The following is a 21,192-nucleotide window of genomic DNA, read 5'->3' as shown; positions in this document are numbered from 1 at the left end:
TTAATTTTGGGGATTATAGTCTTATTTTTAGAATTATTACTTAATATTGTTTCGATTAATTAATATTACAATTATAAAATAATTTGAACAGCGCACTGTTATTTTTTAACTTTCTTTATACTCGTTTATTTAATTTTTCAGTAAAATAATTTCTTACTTGATCTTCTATTACCCCTTTAATCTTAAAGCATCCGGCAGATTCATAGACACCATCATTATTATAGCTAATAGCTCCACAGCCACCACCACAGGCAGGTAAATATACACAATTACTACACATTTCAACATTCAGTGGATTTCTAGTCATCCATTCAAAATATCTATAAGTCATTTCTGAAGGTTGTCCATTTTTACCTATATCACCTATTTTGTGTGCCTGTTCGCCTACATGCTCCCAGCACTTATAAAGTTCGCCTTTTGGCTCTATTGTAAAACTATTGTCACAGTTCAAACCACAGTAAGCCCATTTTCTTAAAGGTCTTCTTGTTATATCAAATCCAGTTTTAGATGCTCTATCCCATAAACTACTAAGCATTTCTCCTAGTTCTTCTTCTCTATAACAATTATCTTCATATGAAACACATGCTTCCGTGCCACCATGAACTACTCCAAAATCTATATTAAGTTGATCTAGTCCTTTCTCTTCTAAAAGAGCTAATAAATCATCCATATATTCAATATTGCTTTTATCAACATTAACCCTTATTACAGTATGAAGTCTATCTTTATACTGTAATAAAAGTTCTAATGATTCAATTATATCATCAAATGTACCTGAGCCATCTTTTTTCATTCTTCGTTTGTTGTGGATTTCTTTTGGACCATCTAATGTCACTTGTACATATTTGCAATTATATTCAATTAATGATTCAATGATTTTTTCATCTAGTAATACACCATTGGTCACTATAGAAGTTGTAAGAATTATTCCCTTTTCTTTGCAATATTCATTGACTTTTTCCAATATGTATTCGCCGGTACTATAATTTACTAAGGGCTCTCCTCCAAATAGTAGAATACTCACAACTTTAGACGATTTCTTTAAGATCTCGCTCTTTATAAATTCTATAACTAAATCTGCTGTTTCAGTTGACATAGAATAACTTTTCTTTTCTCCGGCTCCTTCATAGCAATAAACACATTTTAAATTACATGCCCAAGTTAGAAGTATCGTAAAAGACAAATTGTTTTTACCATATTTAGTTTTGTTATGATAATAATCGAAGTATTTATTTTCATCTATATAATCATATAGAATGATTTTTTTTTGGGTGAGTTCATTTCTTAATTCATTTGGCAAGCTTTCTATTTGATTGTTTTTCATTTTATCTACTACATCTGAATTAATTAAGAAGCTATTTCCATTAAGTGTATTAAACAGTATAAATTGATCTTTTTCTTTATTGAATTCCAAAAACAGATTGAATTTTGATAATTTCATATATAACATCCCCTTCATCTATAGAGTATATATAAGGACTTCCTAATAAGGAAATTTTATTATGGAAGTCCTTATATTAATTGCATCTTATTTCTGGATTGTCAACTGCTACACCACATATGTGAACATATCCAGCTTTTAAATTTACTTCACCTAGGTCTTTTTGTTATAAAAACTCTTAATAATGCATATTTTCATTTTTTCTATCTCTAGGCAATAACAACAAGGTTAATCTATTTGATCAGCTGGACATAAGTCTATCCAACATTTTATACCATTTTCTAGGTTTTTTAAAAGAGCTTCTAGATTTTCGTCATTATAAAGATTGTCAATATACATACTTTTCACCTCTTTCTAAAAAAACAATAATTTAATCTTTAGATTATATAAAAAGATTAATAAATTTTTAAGTAACATTAACAACAGAGTTATCTTGTTTCTAATGATATATCTTTTATACCACATGCATGAGCTCCACATGCATCTATCCAACATCTTATACTCTCACCTAGGTTTTCTTCATTATAAAGATTGTCAATATACATACTTTTCACCTCTTTCTAAATTTTCATTTAAATTAACAACAAAGTTATCTCGTTTCTAAATCTATTTCATTTATACCACAAGCTTTAGCTCCGCAACCTTTTATAAAACAACCTTTCATTGAAGCTAATTCAATATCGTAAAGATTATCAATGTACATTAAATTCACCTCTTTTACTAAAGATTTATTAAGTTTAACAAACTATAGTCATAGCACCTATTATCTTTGTATTACTACAAAATCTACGAGACAACCGTCTATTGGACATAAATCAAGTGGACAACATTCTACAAGACAAGCATCTGCACCACAAGCCTTTATACCACACCACATAACACTTGCATCTTGAGCATAAGCATTACCTATGTATCCCATATATACACCTCCTTTGTTTTATAAGTTTAGTTGGTTGCATAATTCTACAACAACTAAAAATACATTAATTAAGTATGTTTTCATAAAGATTTCAATTGAGATAAATAATATTATATAACGTATCTTCATGACATGATAACAAACTACCCAAGAGGAGAAATTCTATGAAAACAATGTATAATAAATCCATACGAGTGAATTTATTAACTGTTTTGTTTAATATAATTTTAAAAATTCATTATTTTAAATACATGAAGAGTATATAGATTCATCGTCATTTAATTAATATAGATTGGCAATTATTTTGCGACTTTATATTAGTAGGTAGATGAAATTTTAGTAAAAATGTAGAATAATTACTATGACTATAATAATATTAACATTATATTTTTACCCCTTTATGTCACTATAGGTTTAAATTGTTAAAAAAACTAGATTAATATCAATAAAAGAAGGCGGTAATTGAAAAAGATAGTAGATTGTGTTTTTTTGTAGGTCTATTTTTAAGATTTTAAATATGTTTTAATGTCAATGTTTTATTTTGGTAATAATAAATCTATAACTTTTCTTTATAAATTTTTAGCCATATTTTTTGTATTATTAACAACAATAGTGGAGTATACTATATTTGACGATTTGATTATATTTGTGAAAAATAGGACTAATTAATATATTAAAATAATATAAAGATAAAGGACTGTGTTAGGGGTTTACATTTTGCCTTAAAAGATATAAGCTTGATAGAGAAGATAAATGAATTAAGGGGGAAGAGATTATGCATGAAGCTATGATTAGATTAAGGATGAGTATGCATGATGCTCATTATGGAGGAAACTTAGTAGATGGAGCTAAGATGCTTCAATTATTTGGAGATGTTGCAACAGAGTTACTTATTAGAAATGATGGAGATGAAGGTTTATTTGCAGGATATGAAGATATACAGTTCCTTGCACCAGTTTACGCAGGAGATTATATAGAAGCAGTAGGAAGAATAATCAAAACTGGTAACTCATCAAGAAAGATGGAGTTTGAAGCAAGAAAAGTTATAGTACCTAGACCAGATATCAATGATTCTGCATGTGATGCTTTAGATGAGCCAATAATAGTATGTAAAGCAATAGGGACATGCGTAGTACCGAAAGATAAGCAAAGAAAATAAATATCAAATGACTAAGGGGGGAGAGATTTGCAAAAGCTTATAATAACAGCTGCGTTAACAGGAGCAGAAGTTACAAGAGAGAGGCAACCTAATTTACCAATTACTCCAGAGGAGATAGGAGAGGCTGCATACGAAGCTTATAAGGCAGGAGCAAGTATAGTTCATGTACACGCTAGGGATAAAGACGGCAATCCAGTACAAGACTACGAAGTGTATAAACAGATAAAAGAAGAGATAGAAAAACGTTGTCCTGTTATATTTCAACCTTCAACTGGTGGTGCGACATGGCATACTCCAGAGGAGAGATTACAGCCAGTAGAGCTTAAGCCTGAGATGGCTACACTTAGCGCAGGTACTTGTAATTTTGGGGCTGACGTATTTATGAACTCTCAAGAGTATATGGAAAAATTTGCACAAAAGATGAAAGAACTAGGGGTCAAACCTGAAATCGAAGTTTTTGAAAAAGGTATGATTAACAATGCATTAGCATTAGCCAAAAAAGGGCTAGTAGATACACCTATACACTTCGATTTTGTAATGGGAGTTCCAGGAGCAATAACAGGAGAATTAAGAGATTTACTATATCTTGTAGATAGTATACCATCAGGAAGTACATGGACAGTTGCAGGTATAGGCAGATACGAATTACCTCTAGCAACAGCTGCTATAATGTTAGGAGGACATGTAAGAGTAGGTTTTGAAGATAATATTTATTATAAAAAGGGAGAAATAGCAACTTCAAATGCTCAGCTAGTAGAGAGAATTGTTAGATTAGCTAAAGAACTTGGTAGAGAAGTAGCAACTCCTGATGAAGCTAGAGAGATACTAGGAATAAAAAAATAATAGCATCATGGAGCTCGATTTCAGTCAGGTTATAATCAAATGATTATATTGTAATAATAAACCAATGAAATCGAGCTTTTATTACATAACAATTGTTCTGATTATAATACTTGCTTTTAAAAAAAAATATATTATAATATATGTGACAGAGATAAACTAAAAAATAACGTTTAAATATATATTTGTTTAATGTAGTTTAAACAAGAGGGAGGATAAATAATGTTAGTATCAGGTAAGGATTTAATGAAACATGCACACGAAAACAACTATGCAGTAGGAGCTTTTAACGTAAACAACATGGAAATAGTTCAAGCAATAATCGAGGCAGCAGAGGAAACCCAATCACCAGTTATAATGCAAGCTAGTCAAGGTGGATTAAAGTATGCAGGGGTAGAATATATAGCTGAAATGGCAAAAATTGCAGCTAAAAATGCATCTGTTCCAGTAGCGATACATCTTGATCATGGTACAGATTTTGTACAAATAATGCAATGTATTAGAAATGGATTTACATCAGTTATGATAGATGCATCTAAGCATGATCTTGATAAAAATATTGAGATAACAAAAAACATAGCAGAAATTGCACATGCAGTTGGAGTATCAGTAGAAGCAGAGCTTGGTAAAATTGGTGGAACAGAAGATGATATAACAGTAGATGATAAAGACGCTACATTTACAGACCCAGATGAGGCTGCTAGATTTGTAAATGAGACAGGAGTAGATTTCTTAGCTATAGCAGTAGGTACAGCCCACGGACCTTACAAAGGAGAGCCAAAGTTAGATTTCGACAGAATAAAGGTGATAAAAGACAAATTAAATATACCACTTGTATTACATGGATCATCAGGAGTACCAGAGGAGAGCATAAAAAAGGCCGTTAGTTTAGGTATTAACAAAATAAACATAGATACAGATATAAGAATGGCATTCAGCAATGCAGTTAGAAAATTTGTTAACGAAAATCCAGATGCATATGATCCACGTAAGATAGTGGGATGTGCAAGAGAAGATATGAAAAAAGTAATAGCAGACAAAATGAGAATGTTCGGATCAACAGGGAAAGCTTGGAAATAAAGGAGGATCAATATGAAGCTTTTTATAGATACTGCTAATGTTGATGAAATAAAAGAAATCAATGATTGGGGAGTTATCTGTGGAGTTACTACAAATCCATCTCTAATAGCCAAAGAAGGAAGAGACTTTAAAGAAGTGCTAAAAGAAATAATTGATATAGTAGATGGTCCGATAAGTGCAGAAGTTTTGAGCTTAGAATCTAGCTTAATGATAAAAGAAGCAGAGAGCCTTGCAAAAATACACCCAAACGTTGTAATAAAGATACCAATGACAGTAGAAGGATTAAAAGCAGTAAAAGTACTATCTAGTAAAGGTATAAAAACAAACGTAACTTTAGTATTTTCAGCATCTCAAGCACTATTAGCGGCAAGGGCAGGTGCTAGTTATGTTAGTCCATTTGTAGGCAGAATGGATGATATAGGCAACGAGGGAACTGCTATAATTAGAGACATAGTAGATATCTTTGATATACATGGTATAAATACAGAGATAATAGCAGCAAGTATAAGAACACCTATGCATGTTTTAGATTCAGCCAAAGAAGGTGCACATATAGCAACGGTGCCATATAAAATATTGAAAGCAATGGTAAGACATCCTATGACGGATGACGGCATAAAGAGGTTTGTTAAGGATTGGGAAGATGCATTCAAATAAGCAAGCAAGCTCATACTTTAACAATATCAAATATTATGATTAGTATTTTACCTAAAATGTATTAAAAACTGGAACTGCCAAAAAGTGATTTGGCAGTTCCTTAATAATGCTACAACTTGGGAGGGATTAGTTTTGGATAGAAATTTAGCCATATCGTTAGTCAGAGTTACAGAAACTGCTGCATTAGCCTCTGCAAAATACATGGGAAGAGGAGATAAAATATCAGCAGATCAAGCAGCTGTTGATGGTATGAGAGCGGCATTTGAGATGGTTAATGTAAAAGGAACTGTTGTAATTGGAGAAGGGGAGAAAGATAAAGCACCGATGCTTTATATTGGTGAAAAGATAGGTGCATCAAATGAAGATTCTTACGAAGTTGATATTGCAGTAGATCCATTAGATGGGACAACTTTAGTTGCAAAGGGTTTACCTAATGCAATAGCTGTTATAGCTATGGCTCCAAAAGGATGTTTGTTACATGCACCAGATACATATATGAAAAAAATAGCTGTAGGGCCAAAAGCTACTGGATGCATTGATTTAGAGGCATCAGTAGAAGATAATATAAAAGCAGTGGCCAAAGCACTCAACAAAAACATAAGTGATTTGACAATTATAGTTCAGGATAGACCAAGGCACTACGAGTTGATACAAGAAATAAGACGAGTAGGAGCAAGAATTAAACTCTTCTCTGAAGGGGATGTAGCGGCTTGTATAGCAACTGCCTTTGAAAACACAGGGGTAGATATGCTTATGGGCATAGGAGGCGCTCCTGAAGGAGTTCTAGCAGCAGCAGCACTGAAATGTATGGGAGGAGAGATTCAAGGAAAACTAAACGTTAGATCAGATGAAGAGCTAGAAAGATGCAGAGATTTAAATCTTACAGACGAAGATATAAATAAAGTTCTTAAACTAGATGACTTGGCTAGAGGAAATGATATATTCTTTAGTGCAACTGGTATAAGTGATGGAGAGCTACTAAAAGGTGTTATTTATCAAGAAAATAATATGGCTATCACAGAGTCAATAGTTATGAGATCAAAAACTGGTACACTGAGATTTGTTAAAGCGTACCATAAGTTAGATAAGAATGATTTATTAACAAGGCTTATGAGTAAGCATAAATAATAAATAGATATAAAAGCTAGGGGGTAGAAAGATACGTCCTAGCTTATTTTTTTACAATAAATGTTTATAATATTATTTTTTAGGAACAATAGAAACATATAGTTTACGTAAGAGTTGACTAATATTAAATAAAATGCTATTATGAAAATGACCTGTCTATAAAGCTTTTCTATTAAAAATCCATTTATTTGTGTATATACACCATATATATTTGTGATTTGTTTTGTGTTTTTTGGAGGTGAAAGAAAGTTTGAATAACAATGAAGAATTGGTTCGTAAGAAACTGAATGAATTAAGAGATATAGCTAAAGCTATGGGACTAAAAGGGTATACAAAGCTAAAAAAGAACGAATTACTGGAATTTATCATTCAGAGTGGGAATCAAGAATCAAATAAAGATACTGATAATCAGGAAATAAAAAAAGTTGATAATAAAACAGTGGAAAACTTAGATGCAAAGAATAAAACAAAGGAATTTTGCGTAGATAATAGACCGAAAGAAACACACAAAGATAAACGCAAAGTTGATATAAAAACGAGTATGCCAGAAAGATTAAGTGAAGAAGTTAGCAAGACAGGTGGAGAAGTAAACACAGCAGAAGGTATACTTGAACTGCATACAGATGGCTATGGATTTTTGAGATGTCAAAACTACTTATCTAGCGAAGATGATATATATGTATCTCCTTCACAAATAAGAAGATTTAGATTGAAAACAGGAGATAAAATATATGGAGTTACAAGACCACCAAAATCCAACGAGAAATATAAGGCACTATTATATGTAAAAGGGGTTAATGGTTTAGATCCAGAGTTATGTAATAAAAGAAAAGATTTTGAGACATTAACACCGATATATCCAGACGAGAGAATGTCACTAGAAACTACAAGTAGAGAATTATCTACTAGAATCATAGATTTAATAGCTCCTATAGGTAAAGGTCAAAGAGGTATGATAGTAGCACCACCTAAAGCAGGTAAAACTATATTACTTAAAAAAATAGCTAATAGCATAGCAAAAAATCATCCAGATATTGAAATAATAATATTGCTAATAGATGAAAGGCCAGAAGAAGTAACAGATATGCAAAGGTCTGTTAAAGCTGATGTAGTATATTCTACCTTTGATGAATTACCAAAGCACCATACAAAGGTAGCTGAGATGGTACTAGAAAGAGCAAAACGCCTTGTTGAGCATGGCAAGGATGTTGTAATACTACTAGATAGTATTACGAGGCTGGCTAGGGCGTACAACCTAACAATACCACCAACAGGAAGGACACTTTCTGGAGGATTAGATCCTGGAGCGTTGCACAAGCCAAAGAGGTTTTTTGGAGCAGCAAGGAATATTGAATTTGGAGGAAGCTTGACAATACTTGCAACTGCTTTGATAGAAACAGGAAGCAGAATGGATGATGTCATATTTGAAGAATTCAAAGGTACAGGAAATATGGAAGTACATCTAGATAGAAAGCTATCAGAGAAGAGAGTATTCCCTGCTATAGATATAAATAAATCAGGAACAAGAAGAGAAGATTTATTGTTAGAACCACAAGAACTTAAAGCTATATGGGGTATAAGAAAATCAATGAGCAATTCTTCAACAATGGAAGTTACAGAGATGGTAATTGATAGATTGATAGCTACACCTAACAATAAAGATTTTGTAAGAGTTCTAAATAAATTTAAATAATATTTTTTTAGTATATTGCATAGCATCTGTTATTATGATATACTATATAAGTTGAAAAGTAATTACTCATATATAGATATAGTAAGTGAGAAAAGAGGTGATTTTGATGAAAAAAGGAATTCATCCAGACTATAAAAAAGTTAAAGTACATTGTGCATGTGGAAACGAGTTTGAAACAGGTTCAGTTAACGATAGTTTAAAAGTAGAAATCTGTTCAGAGTGCCATCCTTTCTATACAGGACGTCAAAAGTTTGTAGATAAGGGCGGACGTGTTGATAAATTTAAGAAGAAATATGGTATGTAATAAATTAAATAAATTAGTTTATGATAGGGGTGCTTTTAGATACTTTTCTGAGATACCCCTATTTTAGTATTGTTAAATGGGGAGGCATTTTTTCTTATGAGCAAACTATATTTTAGATACGGAGCAATGAACTGCGGTAAATCTACCAATTTACTTCAAGTTGCCCACAACTATGAAGAAAGAGGCATGAGAGTATTATTGATAAAATCAAAGATAGATACAAAAGGAGATAGTGCAATAATATCAAGGCTTGGAGTTAAAAGAGTAGTAGATTTTTTAGCACCAAAAGGAAGTAATATTTTTGAGTATGTATCCTCACAAAATAGTAACAACAAAGTAGATTGTGTATTAGTAGATGAGGCACAATTTTTTTCAAGAGATCACATTGAGCAGCTTTTTGATGTAGCAGTAAAACTAAACATACCTACAATTTGTTATGGCTTAAGAACGGATTTTATGAGAAATGGATTTACAGGCAGTACAAGATTATTAGAATTAGCACATAGCATTGAAGAATTAAAGACAATCTGTACATGTGGCAAAAAAGCTATATTTAATGGTAGAAAGGTAAATGGCAAATTCGTATTTGAAGGAGAACAAGTTGCAATAGACGACAATGATTTAATTGAATACCAGTCATTGTGCGCTGACTGTTACTATAAGAATATGTTAGAGTATAATAATTGTAATAAATAGGATAATGCTATATAATATAATAGTACGATTACAAACTAGATGATTGTCTATTGAGAAAGGTGAAATTTATGGGAAAATTAAGTGTTGATAGAAAACAGATATATCATAAAGTAGAGCCCAAAAACGTTGGCGGTCAAGCTATTATCGAAGGCGTTATGATGAAAAGCAAAAATGATGTGGCGATAGCAGTAAGGAAGCCAGATGGTGATATAGAGCTTGACAAGAAGAAAATAACACCTGTAAGTGAAAAGCTAAAATTTCTAAGTTGGCCTTTTTTTAGAGGTACAGTGGCATTGATAGAGGCGATGATAATAGGAACTAAAGCGTTAATGTATTCGGCTAAATTCTACGAAGAAGAGGAAAATACAAAAGAAAGTAAATTTGATTCTTTTATGGAAAGAGTATTTAAGGATAAAGCAGATGACGTAGTAATTTATATTTCAGTATTTATATCACTACTATTATCCGTAAGTATTTTTATGTTAGGGCCCACGGTTGTAACGAATTTTTTCCAAAGTAAAATTAAAAGTGCTATAGGGTTGAACCTAATAGAGGGACTAATAAGATTGTCTATTTTTTTGGCGTATATACTATTAGTTTCTAGGCTAAACGATATCAAAAGAGTTTTTGAATACCATGGGGCTGAGCATAAATCAATACATTGCTATGAAAACAATGAGGATTTGACAGTAGAGAATGCCAGAAAATATACAACACTGCATCCAAGATGTGGAACAAGTTTTTTATTTATGGTTATGTTTATAAGTATATTAGTATTTTCATTGTTAGGATGGCAAAATTTATTATTGAGGTTTTTATCACGTATAGTAATGCTTCCAGTAATAGCTGGTATATCATATGAAATAAATAGATTTACGGGTAAAAGTCAATCTATGCTAGCGTTTATAGTGTCTTATCCTGGTCTATTATTGCAAAAAATAACTACAAATGAACCAGATGATTCTCAGCTAGAAGTAGCTATAGTGGCATTAAAAGGAGCTTTAGGATTAGGGGAAGAGGAAGATACAGTTGATAAAGATTAAAGAGGCACTTAGTGAAAGTATCAAGAAATTAGAAAATGCTGGGATATCTAATCCAGTACTTGATACACAGTTGATACTTTGTCATATTTTAAACAAAGATAGAGCGTATCTATATTGTCATATAAATGATGGTATAAGTGATGAACAGCTTTCAGTTTTTAATAATCTCATTGAAGAAAGATGCAAAGGATATCCACTACAGTATATAACAAATAAACAAGAATTTATGGGACTTGAGTTTTATATAGGAGAGGGTGTGTTAGTACCAAGACCAGATACAGAAATACTAGTAGAAGAGGTATTAAACTTTTGCAAAAATGAGTTAAAAGATAAGAATAAGATTGATATAGCAGATATAGGTTCAGGTAGCGGTGCTATTGGAATAAGCATAGCAAAACATGAAAAAAGAGCTTCTATGCACAGCGTAGACATAAGTGATATAGCTTTAGAGATAACAAGAATAAATATCAAGAGATTATCTGTTATAGATAGAATAAAGCTGTATAAAGGAAACATGCTAAGCCCTTTACTAAGAGAAAAAATACAGTTGGATATAATAGTTTCAAATCCACCTTATATACCGTCAAAAGATATAGAGGGCCTGCAAATAGAGGTTTCAAAATATGAACCTAGGCTTGCTCTTGATGGAGGAAAAGATGGATTGACGTTTTATAGAGAAATAGTTATTAATGCTCCTAAATTGCTTAAAAAAAATGGAATGTTAGCGTTAGAGATAGGGTATAATCAAGGTGAAGATATTATAAAAATAATAGAGAAATCAAAAAGTTTCAAAGATGTAAGAATAGTGAAAGATTTAGCAGGATTAGATAGAGTAGTTACTGCTATACATGCTTAAATGAAAATAAATAATTATGTGAAATTTTGAGGTGATAAACATGTTAGAAAAGCTTAAATTTTTATCCGAAAAATATCAAGATTTGAGCAATAAAATCAGCGACCCCGAGGTAATAAGCAATACAAAAATATGGCAAAAATACGTAAAAGAACATGCAGAACTAGAGCCAATAGTTGGAAAATACAAAGAATACAAAGAAGCAGAGAGTCAACTAGAAGATGCAAAAGAAATGCTTAAGGATAAATTAGAAGAAGATTTTAAAGAAATGGTTAAGCTTGAGGCTTCAGAGTTAGAGAATAAGCTTGAAACATTAGTGCAAGAGATAAAAATGCTATTAATACCAAAAGATCCAAATGACGAGAAAAATGTTATACTTGAGATTAGAGCTGGAGCTGGAGGAGATGAAGCTGGTATCTTTGCAGGAGATTTATTTCGAATGTATAGTAGATATGCAGAGAGAAATAGATGGAAAGTTGAAATAATGAGTGCTAATGATCAAGGCGTTGGAGGATTTAAAGAAGTAATAGCTATGATAAAAGGTAAAGGAGCTTACAGTAAGCTTAAATTCGAAAGTGGAGTTCATAGAGTTCAAAGAATTCCAGCAACAGAATCAGGAGGAAGAATACACACTTCTACTTCAACAGTAGCTGTTTTGCCAGAAGTGGATGATGTAGAAATCGATATTAATCCTAACGATGTAAGAGTTGATGTATATAGATCTTCAGGTAATGGTGGACAGAGTGTAAATACTACAGACTCAGCAGTTAGATTGACACATATACCTACAGGGATAGTAGTAGCTATGCAGGACGAAAAGTCTCAGCTTAAGAATAAAGACAAAGCATTTAAAGTATTAAAAGCTAGGCTATACGAGAAATATCAATCAGAGCAAGATGCAGAAATAGCTCAGGAGAGAAAAAGTCAAGTAGGTACAGGAGATAGAAGTGCTAAAATAAGAACTTATAATTTCCCACAAGGTAGAATAAGCGATCATAGAATAGGTATGACGATATACAAACTTGACGCATTTTTAGATGGTGATATTGAAGAAATGGTAGATGCTCTAATTACAACTGATCAAGCAGAAAAGTTGAAAAATGTCGAAGGATAAATATTAAATATTTGTAATTTCATTTGAAAAATACTTTCTAAAGTATTATACTAAATAAAGAGTATGAAAGAGGGGTGTCGAATATGGCACCCCTGTAGGCAGTCTTTAAAAGGGTAATTACTCAGTAAAATACTAAAACTACATATATACTCGAAATCCTAGTTTAAATAAATAAAGAGCATGCTCGGTGATATAATTCTTCTACCTATATTGCATGAGTGTGTAAAGAACAGCTTAGATGCAATTTAAGCACAAATGGGAGATGATTAACTTGGATAAAGGTGCAATATTTTTATTAGAAATTGGTCTAATACTTTTATTTGCAAACATTGGTGGCTACATTAGCAAGAAATTTGACCAGCCGGCTGTTTTAGGTCAGATAATTGTAGGGCTTATAATAGGACCTGCAGTATTTAACGTTATAAAAGCAACAGTATTTATCAACCATATGGCAGAGATAGGAGTAATATTGTTGATGTTTATAGCTGGGCTAGAAACAGATTTAGAAGATCTAAAGGCATCAGGTCAATCTTCTTTGATAATAGCTGTAGGAGGAGTGTTGTTTCCAGCTGCATTTGGTATATTAGCAGTATTCTTAGCCAAGAGCGGATCGACTTTTCAGGAACAGCTATTTGTAGGAGTTATTCTAACTGCTACCAGTGTAAGTATAACAGTACAAGCACTAAGGGAATTAAAGAAGTTAAGAAGCAAACAAGGTATGGCGATACTAGGAGCAGCCATAATAGATGATGTAGTAGGTATAATTTTATTGACTCTAGTAGTTAGTACAGTAAATCCATCAGAAGGCACGAGTATATTCTTAGTAATACTTAAAATTATTTCGTTTTTTGCTATTGCATTGCTATTTGGGTTTGGATTTTCAAGAGTTATCACAAAATATTCAGATGTAATGAGAAGAGAAGGAAGACTATTGACATCAGCTTTGATTTTTTGTTTTTTTATGGCATTTATAGCAGAAGAGATGGGAGTTGCAGCGATTATTGGTGCGTATATAACTGGAGTAATATTTTCAACTACCCCTCATAGAAATAGAGTGTCACATGAGATACAAAAAATAGCTTATTCATTATTCACGCCAATATTTTTTGTGAATATAGGACTTAAGGTTACGTTTGAGGGCATTGGAGATTCAATTATGCTGAGCATAGCCGTAATACTAGCTGCTATATTTGGAAAAATTATTGGATGTTTATTGGGAGCTAAAATATCTAAATTTAATTTTAGAGAGTCATTACAAATAAGTATAGGAATGATTCCAAGGGCTGAGGTGGCATTAATAGTTACAAGTTTGGGACTAAAGCTTAAAGTCATAGGACATGACATATTTACATCAATAATATTGCTTGTGTTAGTATCAACAATAATAACTCCGATATTATTAAAGATGGCTTACAAAGAAAAGAAGCTCGGTTCAGATAATATAGCTTAAGAGCAATGAATGGGTTGTTTCAAAGATGATTTATTTTGAAATGACCTATTTTGATGTGTAGATATATTAAACAAAATAAATAAAAGTTGTATATGAATTTAAGTTATAATAATATATAATATATTTGGAATTAGGGAATAGATATAGTTATCCTGAAATATTCATTAATAGTAGAAATATGATTGCTAATATTTTACGAATAGTTTTGGGTTATATGTACTTATGCCCAATAATCTATATGTAAGTGAGGTAATAAGATGAACACAAGGATACTAGAGATAAATAAAGAGAACCCGCAAGAGGAAAAACTGATAGAAGCAGGCGTTACAATAAGAAATGGTGGATTAGTTGCTTTTCCTACAGAGACAGTGTATGGAATTGGAGCAAATGCATTAGATGAAAAGGCAGTTTCAGGTATATTTAAAGCAAAAGGAAGACCATCAGATAATCCTTTGATACTTCATATAGCATGTATACAGCAATTAAAGGAGATAACAACAAATATCACAAAAGACGCTTACAAAGCCATAGAGGAATTTTGGCCAGGACCATTAACGTTAATTTTAAAAAAGAGTGACATAGTACCAGAAATTACAACAGCCGGCTTAGATACAGTGGCAATAAGAATGCCAGAGCATAATATAGCCCTCGAGATTATCAAAAAAAGTGGAGTGCCAATAGCTGCACCAAGTGCAAACATTTCAGGTAAGCCAAGCCCAACAACATATGATCATGTAAAGGAAGATTTATACGGAAAAGTAGATGTTATAGTCAATGGTGGAGACTCTGGTATTGGTCTAGAATCTACAGTACTAGATTTGACTACAGATATACCTACGATACTTAGACCAGGTGGTGTAACAAGAGATGATTTGCTAGAGATATTTCCCAAGGTTAATATTGATCCAGTTCTAATAGGAGCAAAAACAATACCTAAATCACCGGGACAAAAATACAAACATTATTCTCCAAAGGCAGAAGTATACGTAATAGAAGGTATTTTAGAAGATATACCAAAAGTAATAATAAAACTATATGAAGAATATGAGGCTGAGGGATATAAAGTTGGTATAATGTCCACAAAACAGACTGAAAAGTATTATCAAGGTAAATTCACTATAAATGTAGGAAATAGATCAAATCCAGCTACTATAGCAAGTAATTTATTTAGAGTTTTAAGAGAATTTGATAAAAGAAATGCAGACATAATATTGGCCGAATCAATAGATAAATCAGGAATTGGAGTAGCAATAATGAATAGGCTAAGTAAATCAGCAGGAGGGAGAACTATTATTGCAAAGGAGGATTAGTGTTGAAAAAGATATTATTTGTTTGCACAGGTAATACATGTAGAAGTAGTATGGCAGAAGCTATACTGAGAGATGCATTAGAAAAGCTATCTGATAAATATAATGATATTAAAGTGGAATCAGCAGGAATATGTGCAGTAGATAATGGCCTAGCAACTACTCAAGCTATATTTGTAATGAAAGAGCAAGGGATAGATATAAGTAGTCACAAAGCTAGAAGATTAAACGAGGATATAATTAAAGAAGCTGATTTAATATTGACAATGACAAAGCATCATAAAGAAGCTATTTTGAAGATGTATAATCAGGCAAAAGATAAAGTTTTTACATTAAAAGAATATTCATTAAAAGATATTGACTTTGATAGTATACTAGACGAGACGAATAGCTTATACACACAGTTAAATAAAAGAAGGACTCTTTTAAAACAAGAAAGACTAGGAGAAATCAAATCACTTTTAGATAAAAAAGACAAATTACAAATTGAGCTTCAATCTATAGATAAAGCTATAAAAAGATGGGAGCAGGAAATAGAGACAGAGCTTGAAATTGACAAAGCTAAAATTACAAGGTTAAATAATAAATTGCCAACTATGGATGTATGTGATCCATTTGGATTACCTATAGATGATTATAGATTAAGTGCTAATGAAATTAAGGATTCAATAAAAGCAATAATAAACAGTGGGAAACTTGATGATATATAATCATCGAGATTAGATAAAAGGGAGAGGATAGTGTGAAAATAGCATTAGGAAGTGATCATGGAGGATTTGAGTTAAAAGAAAAAATAAAGAAACACCTACAAAAAAAAGGGATTGAGGTAGTAGATTGTGGAACTAACACAAGTGAATCAGTAGACTATCCAGACTTTGGATACAAAACTGCAAAAATGATTGTAACTGACCAGTGTGACAGAGGCATACTAGTATGTGGAACAGGTATAGGGATATCAATAGCTGCAAATAAGGTTAAAGGAATAAGATGTGCAGTTTGTTCAGATTGTTATTCGGCAAGAATGTCTAGACAACATAACAATGCTAACATGCTAGCCCTAGGAGGTAGAGTCGTAGGAGAGGATTTGGCTATAGAAATAGTAGATATCTTTGCTAATACAGAATTTGAAGGCGGAAGGCATGCAAGAAGAGTAAATAAAATTAGTGACATAGAGACAGGTAATATGATATAATACACGGTTAGATATAGTTTTAAAAAGGAGGACTAATATGGCAAAGATTATTGAGATGAATCATCCACTAATTAAACATAAATTAACATTTATAAGAGACAAAAACACAGGGGCAAAAGAATTTAGAGAGCTAGTAAAAGAAGTATCAATGTTAATGGCATATGAAGTAACACGTTCATTACCTCTAAAGGAAATAGAAATAGAAACACCCGTATCAAAGACAAAATCACAGGTTATAGCAGGTAAAAAGCTAGGAATAGTACCTATACTTAGAGCAGGGCTTGGTATGGTAGATGGTATGCTTAACTTACTGCCAGCAGCTAAGGTTGGACACGTAGGACTTTATAGAGACCCTGAGACATTAAAACCAGTAGAATACTATTGCAAACTACCAACAGATGTTAAAGAAAGGGATTTAATAGTACTGGATCCAATGCTTGCAACAGGAGGTTCTGCAAGTGCTGCAATAGGATTCTTAAAAGACAGAGGAGCAACAAACATAAAGTTAATGTGTCTTATAGCTTCACCAGAAGGAATCAAGGTAGTAAACGAAGACCATCCAGATGTTGATATATACGTAGCAAGCATAGATGAAAAGCTAAACGACCATGCATATATAGTTCCAGGACTAGGTGATGCTGGAGATAGGTTGTTTGGGACTAAATAAATTTCTATAAAGATAGAGTAGAATTCACAAAACACCGAGAATGTTAACGTATGTTTGTACGTTAATTATTTTAGGTGTTTTTTAATATAAGATTTAATTTACCATAATATATAAAAAATATAATAATTATTTAAATAATACAAAAAATAGGGAACAAATAACGCTAGATAATAATCATAGAAATAAAAGATCGTAAATTCAAAGTGCTATCCTATTTAGTCTCGCAAAAAATCACATCGCACTTCTTTATAATATCCCATAATACATATTACAAATAAATGAGAAAAACTTATCTAAAAGAATAAATAAGTATTTTTTATTCTGTATAATTTATCTCATTAGAAAAATGAGATGATAAAGCACTAAAATATACTTTGGTTTTATAAGGAGGTGAACTAATGAACACATTATCATTCGGAATTATAAAGGCTAATAACCCAGTAGGAGCTTTAGGTAACAATTGTAATGGTTGTAATGGTTGCTTGAGTGAACCAACGCTTAGATAATTTTAAACAGAGAGGGTTATTTCGTTATTTAAGAAATAACCCTTTAAAAAAAGGAGGGGAAATTGTGGGGCTAATGCTAAAATGGGATATAACATACAAATGTAATCTATATTGTAAACACTGTCTTAACTCAAAATTATTAGATAATAAAGTTGAGGAACTTAACACAAGTGAGATTAAAAATATAATAGATGATATAAGTGGTGAAGTACCTATAGATTACATACACATACTAGGAGGAGAACCTACTTTTAGAAAAGATTTCATAGAGATTACAAACTATATGGGGGATAAGGATATCCGATTTGGGTTTAATACAAATGGATTAAATATAAAGATTGAAAAATTTAGAGATGTTTATTTAAACAAGAGCTTAAAAAATATTGTAATTAGCTTAGAAGGACCTAATGCCATGATTAACGATAAAATCCGTGGGAAAAATGTGTTCGACATAGTAATAAAGAATGTAAAATCATTAGTAAAATTTAAAAAAGAAAATAATCTAGATCATTTTTATATTACAATCAATACTGTTATAAGTAAGACTAACTATGATTATGTTTTAGATATGGTTGATTTTTGCATAGAGCTTGGAGTAGATGATTTAAATCTACTAGCATTACTTCCTATGGGTAATGCTGATAATAATATGGCTATAACAGATGAGCAAGAGTTAAAATTAGTCAAGAACTTATCAATTAAGTATAACCAAGTAAAGGATAAACTTAAAATAGTTCCTAAATTTGCAAGACCTATCATAATAGATTATTGCAGAGAAATTCTAGGAGTGGATTTTCCCGAAATAACTCATGGTTGTGGAGCAGGTACTACATTTGCTTTTCTTAATAATTTGGGACAATTATCACCTTGTGATAGATTTTTCTATACTTATGTAAAAGAAGATGAAAAAGATAAGTTTAGCATTAAAGATAAGAAATTTTTTGAAGTTTGGAATGATAATGTATTTAATATACCATATCAATTAACAGAGGGAAGTTCATTTTATACAAAATACAAGCCATGCAATGAATGCAAATATCTAGGCAATAAATGTTACCCTTGTTTTATACCTCATCAAAAAGATGAAGAAGTAAAAGTCTCACAGTGTATAAAATATTTTGAAATGTTAAAGAAAGTTGAGGTGTCATGATGAGTATCTCATTACCTATATACCCAATAAGAACCGCTAAAAAAGAAGATAGATTTATATTATTTAACACAAAAACATTTGAAACTATATATCTAGATAAGTTCTCAATGAAACTATTTAATATAATTCGTACAGAAGATAAATGCACAATCAAAAGACTTTTGTCAATAAGTAATGATATGAATATAACAGAAAGTAACTTAAAAGAATTTATTAACTTTTTAGAAGAGCAGAAATTTATATGGGTTGAAGTAGATGAATAAATTCAAAGAATTAAGCAGATTGCTTAACAACTATAGAAAGGAACAAATATTAATAACAATATTACTCTTAGTAACGACAGCATTAAGTGTAGGAATCCCTTATCTTATCAAATTACTAATAGATGGGATACTACAAGGGGATAAGTATCAGTATGTTTTAAGGACAGCGATAATTATATTAATAGTTACAATAATTACGGTGTTGTTAAATGCAATACAGAATTATAACTGGCATAAATTAAGACAAAAATCAGTGAAGCACTTGAGAAAAAAGATGTTTGATACAATGCTAAGAAAAGAAATTAGTTACTTTAAAAAAGTACAATCAGGTGAAATACTTGCTAAGATAATGCAAGATGTTGTAATAGTAGCTCAATGTATTTCTATTGGTATACCTATGGTGGTATCAAATACTATTAGATTATTGTTAATATTTGCGATCATGGTGTATTTGAATGTTACACTTACAATAATAACTTTAGTGATCATTCCTATATATTATATTTTGTTCAATGCTTTAAATAAACGACTAAGATGCATTAGTAATCAAGAAAGAATTAGGTTTTCTAATCTGACAAATCAAGCCCAAGAAAAAATACTAGGGATAACAACAATAAAGATATTTAGAAAGGAAAATTATTTTAGAGAGAGATTTAAGAACACTTTAGATGAACACTTTAAATATATCAAGAAAAATCTGTTTTTAACTAGCCTAGTTAATGGAGTTACAACTTTGATAACGTCATTATTACCAGTTGTTGTTCTATTAGTTGGGAGTAATCTTGTATGGAAAGATGAATTGACAGTAGGTAGTTTGGTCGCATTTTATTCATATTTATCATATGTATATGAGCCTATAAACAATTTATCAGATTATTATATGGGGTTACAAACTACATTAGGAATGAGTAATCGTATTTTAGATTTTCTAAAGAATGATATCGGGCAAGAATGTATAGATAAAGATAATATATCAGAGATTAATTCAATAAGATTTAAAAATGTATCTTTTTCCTACGGGGAAGAAGATGAAGTTATAACTAACCTTAGTCTCTATATTGAAAAAGGCGATAAGATTGCAATAACAGGAGCAAGCGGATGTGGTAAAACAACTATTGGTAGCTTGTTGATGAAAATATATGAAAATTATAGTGGTAAAATAACAATAAATGATATAGATTTAAAAAATATATCTAAAAAATCTATATATGACATGGTAGCAGTAGTAGAACAAGAATCTTTTGTGTTTGAAGGGGATGTTCTAGATAACATTATATTTGATGATGACAAAGAGAACACAGAACAACTAGCAAAGTCTTTAGAGATTTCAGGGACAAACAGATTTGTAGATAAATGTGAAAATAAGTTAGCACATAAAGTAGTTGAATTTGGAAATAACTTATCGGGAGGACAAAAACAAAGGGTTTGCATAAGCAGGGCTTTAGCAAAAGATTTTGATTTGCTAATTCTTGATGAAGCAACATCAGCTTTAGACTACGGACTAGAAAAAGAAATAATTGATAAACTAAATAACTATTTATCAGCAAATAACAAAACACTAATAACAATATCGCATAGACCAGAAATATTATCAATATGTAACAAGATTATAAATTTAGATGAGAAGCATGAAATTATAGAACAATATAATTAAAATTAGCCGTTATTTTAATTAGGTTGTTTGAAGCTAAATAAATTAAATGAAAAATATAAAAAAGCTGAGAGATGTT

Annotated in this window: 21 protein-coding genes; 19 read left to right on the top strand and 2 right to left on the bottom strand. The window is 31.3% G+C overall.

Features of this window, described 5'->3' with window-relative positions:
• Window positions 1–115 precede the first annotated feature (115 nt).
• Both P3X86_RS16895 and P3X86_RS16890 read right to left on the bottom strand, forming a co-directional pair.
• Window positions 116–1,441 carry a Cys-every-fifth radical SAM/SPASM peptide maturase CefB gene (locus P3X86_RS16895; protein ID WP_483293906.1) on the bottom strand — a complete coding sequence of 442 codons (1,326 nt, stop codon included), beginning with the start codon at window positions 1,439–1,441 and terminating at the stop codon, window positions 116–118.
• A gap of 763 nt (window positions 1,442–2,204) precedes the next feature.
• Window positions 2,205–2,360: a Cys-every-fifth RiPP peptide CefA gene (locus P3X86_RS16890; RefSeq protein ID WP_483293905.1), complete on the bottom strand. Its 156-nt coding sequence runs from the start codon at window positions 2,358–2,360 to the stop codon at window positions 2,205–2,207.
• 775 nt (window positions 2,361–3,135) lie between these two features.
• On the opposite strand from P3X86_RS16890, the gene kal reads away from it, so the two are divergent.
• The 19 genes from kal (at window position 3,136) to P3X86_RS16795 (ending at window position 21,116) form a co-directional block, all read left to right on the top strand.
• Window positions 3,136–3,519, top strand: coding sequence for a 3-aminobutyryl-CoA ammonia lyase (kal, locus tag P3X86_RS16885; RefSeq protein ID WP_483293904.1), 384 nt, complete (start codon window positions 3,136–3,138; stop codon window positions 3,517–3,519).
• A gap of 27 nt (window positions 3,520–3,546) precedes the next feature.
• A complete protein-coding gene (kce, locus tag P3X86_RS16880) occupies window positions 3,547–4,362 on the top strand; it encodes a 3-keto-5-aminohexanoate cleavage enzyme (protein WP_483293903.1) in 816 nt (271 codons plus the stop codon).
• 216 nt (window positions 4,363–4,578) lie between these two features.
• Window positions 4,579–5,439, top strand: coding sequence for a class II fructose-1,6-bisphosphate aldolase (locus tag P3X86_RS16875; protein ID WP_483294042.1), 861 nt, complete (start codon window positions 4,579–4,581; stop codon window positions 5,437–5,439).
• Between the two features lie 12 nt (window positions 5,440–5,451).
• Window positions 5,452–6,096 carry a fructose-6-phosphate aldolase gene (fsa, locus tag P3X86_RS16870; RefSeq protein WP_483293902.1) on the top strand — a complete coding sequence of 215 codons (645 nt, stop codon included), beginning with the start codon at window positions 5,452–5,454 and terminating at the stop codon, window positions 6,094–6,096.
• A gap of 132 nt (window positions 6,097–6,228) precedes the next feature.
• Entirely contained in the window at window positions 6,229–7,224 is a 996-nt protein-coding gene (gene glpX / locus P3X86_RS16865; protein ID WP_483293901.1) for a class II fructose-bisphosphatase, read from the top strand.
• A gap of 250 nt (window positions 7,225–7,474) precedes the next feature.
• Window positions 7,475–8,917: a transcription termination factor Rho gene (rho, locus tag P3X86_RS16860; RefSeq protein ID WP_483293900.1), complete on the top strand. Its 1,443-nt coding sequence runs from the start codon at window positions 7,475–7,477 to the stop codon at window positions 8,915–8,917.
• 106 nt (window positions 8,918–9,023) lie between these two features.
• On the top strand, window positions 9,024–9,221 hold the full coding sequence (gene rpmE / locus P3X86_RS16855) for a 50S ribosomal protein L31 (RefSeq protein ID WP_483293899.1): 198 nt from the start codon (window positions 9,024–9,026) through the stop codon (window positions 9,219–9,221).
• 96 nt (window positions 9,222–9,317) lie between these two features.
• The gene (locus P3X86_RS16850) at window positions 9,318–9,917 is read left to right on the top strand and encodes a thymidine kinase (RefSeq protein ID WP_483293898.1); all 600 of its coding nucleotides are present in this window, start codon (window positions 9,318–9,320) and stop codon (window positions 9,915–9,917) included.
• A gap of 68 nt (window positions 9,918–9,985) precedes the next feature.
• Window positions 9,986–10,960 carry a DUF1385 domain-containing protein gene (locus P3X86_RS16845; protein WP_483293897.1) on the top strand — a complete coding sequence of 325 codons (975 nt, stop codon included), beginning with the start codon at window positions 9,986–9,988 and terminating at the stop codon, window positions 10,958–10,960.
• Complete coding sequence (gene prmC / locus P3X86_RS16840) at window positions 10,947–11,816, top strand: peptide chain release factor N(5)-glutamine methyltransferase (RefSeq protein ID WP_483293896.1); 870 nt, start codon at window positions 10,947–10,949, stop codon at window positions 11,814–11,816. Before P3X86_RS16845 ends, prmC begins: the two co-directional genes overlap by 14 nt.
• A gap of 40 nt (window positions 11,817–11,856) precedes the next feature.
• Window positions 11,857–12,927: a peptide chain release factor 1 gene (prfA, locus tag P3X86_RS16835; protein ID WP_483293895.1), complete on the top strand. Its 1,071-nt coding sequence runs from the start codon at window positions 11,857–11,859 to the stop codon at window positions 12,925–12,927.
• Between the two features lie 271 nt (window positions 12,928–13,198).
• Window positions 13,199–14,377 (top strand): cation:proton antiporter, encoded by a 1,179-nt coding sequence (locus P3X86_RS16830; protein WP_483293894.1) that lies wholly within the window; start codon window positions 13,199–13,201, stop codon window positions 14,375–14,377.
• A 257-nt stretch (window positions 14,378–14,634) separates the two neighbouring features.
• Window positions 14,635–15,687 carry an L-threonylcarbamoyladenylate synthase gene (locus tag P3X86_RS16825; protein ID WP_483293893.1) on the top strand — a complete coding sequence of 351 codons (1,053 nt, stop codon included), beginning with the start codon at window positions 14,635–14,637 and terminating at the stop codon, window positions 15,685–15,687.
• A 2-nt stretch (window positions 15,688–15,689) separates the two neighbouring features.
• The gene (locus P3X86_RS16820; protein WP_483293892.1) at window positions 15,690–16,394 is read left to right on the top strand and encodes a low molecular weight protein arginine phosphatase; all 705 of its coding nucleotides are present in this window, start codon (window positions 15,690–15,692) and stop codon (window positions 16,392–16,394) included.
• 32 nt (window positions 16,395–16,426) lie between these two features.
• Window positions 16,427–16,876: a ribose 5-phosphate isomerase B gene (rpiB, locus tag P3X86_RS16815; protein WP_483293891.1), complete on the top strand. Its 450-nt coding sequence runs from the start codon at window positions 16,427–16,429 to the stop codon at window positions 16,874–16,876.
• 37 nt (window positions 16,877–16,913) lie between these two features.
• Window positions 16,914–17,543, top strand: a complete 630-nt coding sequence (gene upp / locus P3X86_RS16810) for a uracil phosphoribosyltransferase (protein ID WP_483293890.1) — start codon at window positions 16,914–16,916, stop codon at window positions 17,541–17,543.
• Between the two features lie 579 nt (window positions 17,544–18,122).
• On the top strand, window positions 18,123–19,199 hold the full coding sequence (locus tag P3X86_RS16805) for a radical SAM protein (RefSeq protein WP_483294041.1): 1,077 nt from the start codon (window positions 18,123–18,125) through the stop codon (window positions 19,197–19,199).
• Window positions 19,199–19,462, top strand: coding sequence for a hypothetical protein (locus P3X86_RS16800; RefSeq protein WP_483293889.1), 264 nt, complete (start codon window positions 19,199–19,201; stop codon window positions 19,460–19,462). Before P3X86_RS16805 ends, P3X86_RS16800 begins: the two co-directional genes overlap by 1 nt.
• Entirely contained in the window at window positions 19,455–21,116 is a 1,662-nt protein-coding gene (locus P3X86_RS16795) for an ABC transporter ATP-binding protein (RefSeq protein WP_483293888.1), read from the top strand. The genes P3X86_RS16800 and P3X86_RS16795 overlap by 8 nt, the downstream gene beginning before the upstream one ends.
• The last annotated feature ends 76 nt before the right edge of the window (window positions 21,117–21,192 follow it).

The organism is Abyssisolibacter sp. ZYX002 (assembly GCF_056892235.1).
The sequence above is the reverse complement of the archived record's forward strand: the minus strand, read 5'-3'. Positions and strand labels throughout refer to the sequence as shown.